Genomic DNA, 1,904 nt, shown 5'->3' on the forward strand with positions numbered 1-1,904 from the left:
CTTCTGGTTCTTTCGGATCTTCCGGTTTCACTTCTGGTTCTTTCGGATCTTCCGGTTTCACTTCTGGTTCTTTCGGATCTTCCGGTTTCACTTCTGGTTCTTTCGGATCTTTCGGTTTTTCCGGTTCCTTCGGCTTAATGGAAACTGTCGGTTCAAGCGGTTTGTTTGTTGTATCTTCCACAATCGCTTTATTCACAATTTCCTCACCGATTTTAACCGTTGCTTTTACCTTCGCTTTAAAAATAATACTACGTTCTTGTGTATCCATAATGTCTAAATACGTAGCAGTTACTTTTCCAAACTCCATTTTTAACTCTATTGGATTTGGCTCAGCACCTTCAAATCTCAGGCTGTCTTGCACGTATTCTAAACCGGCTGGTATTTCATCTTTTATCTTCACCACAGCTAATTCTCCGTTTTCTACCGTATTGTTGAAACTAATTCGGTATTCCACTTCTTCTCCTAGCTTCGGTTCTTTATTACTTACTGTCTTCGTTGCTTTTAACTTACCATCTTTATATTCTGGCTTTATTGTCGCTGTCGGTTCTATAACTGGATGGTCCGGATCATCCACATGAATAATCGCTTTATTTGTTATTTCCTCTCCAACTTTTACTGTTTCTTTTACCTTCACTTTAAAGATGATACTTCTTTCTTGCGTATCCATAATATCTGGATACTTTACTATTACTTTTCCACTCTCTACTGTAAGCTCTGTTGGTGCAGGCTTGTCACCTACAGCCTTCAAACTATCTTGCACATATTCTAAACCAGCTGGGATTTTATCTTCAATTTTCACATCAACTAACTTCCCGCCATCTACTGTGCCGTTAAAAGTAATTCGATATTCGATTTCTTCTCCTAGCTTCGGTTCATGATTACTTACTTCTTTCCTTGCCTCTAGTTTCCCATCTTTATATTGCGGGGTAATTGGTATAAGTGACTCAACTGGCGGAGTCGTCGGATTATTATCATCCACAATTGCCTTGTTTACAATCTCTTTTCCTACTTGTACCGTTTCTTGTACTCGCACTTTAAAGATGATACTTCTTTTTTTCGTATCTGTAATTTCCGGATACTTTGCTGTTACTTTTCCATTCTCAACATGAAGTTCTACCGGATTTGGTTGTGGCCCATCAGACTTTATACTATCTTGTACATATTCTAAACCAGCTGGAATTTCATCTTCTACCTTTACCTCAGTTAGTTTTCCGTTCTCTACCGTATTTTCAAAGCTAATTCGGTATTCTACTTCTTCTCCTAACTTCGGTTCATGATTGCTTACTGTTTTTTCTGCTTGTAATGCACCATCTTTATATTGAGGCTGAATAGCGATATTCGGTTGCTCTGGTGGGTTTATTGTATCTTCCACAACCGCCTTATTCACAATTTCTTCGCCAACTTTAGCTTTTTCTTTCACCTTCACTTTAAAGACAATGCTTCTCTCTTTCGTATCCGTAATTTCTGGATATTCTGCAAGGACGATTCCATTTTTCACTTTCACATGCAACGGTTTCGAATTCTCTCCCTCAGCTCTTTCACTACCTTCTACAAACTCTAAGCCACTTGGTAATTCATCCTTAATCTTCACCTTCGCTACTTTTCCATGTTCAACTACGTTACGGAATGTAATTCGATATTCTACTTCTTCTCCTAATTTTGGAGCTGGATTATTTACTGTTTTCTCAGCTTTTAGTTTTCCGTCTTTATACTCCGGTGTAATAATCGCTTCTGGTTTTTGCGGTGGATTCTTCGGATTATGATCATCCACAATTGCCTTATTCACAATTGTCTTGCCGACTTTTGCTGCTTCCGTTACTTTCACCTTAAAGCTAACACTACGCTCCGCTGTATCAGTAATGTTTTCATACTTCGCTGTAATTTTCCCAGCTTCTTCTTTTAAC

Annotated in this window: 1 protein-coding gene; it reads right to left on the reverse strand. The window is 38.5% G+C overall.

The window, feature by feature from the left end; genetic code table 11:
* Positions 1 to 1,904, reverse strand: a 1,904-nt coding sequence (locus MR113_RS27090; RefSeq protein ID WP_242257468.1) for an isopeptide-forming domain-containing fimbrial protein, incomplete at both ends; no start/stop codon positions are given.

It is taken from the genome of Bacillus cereus group sp. BfR-BA-01379 (assembly GCF_022663605.1).
GTDB classification, from domain to species: Bacteria; Bacillota; Bacilli; order Bacillales; family Bacillaceae_G; genus Bacillus_A; species Bacillus_A mobilis.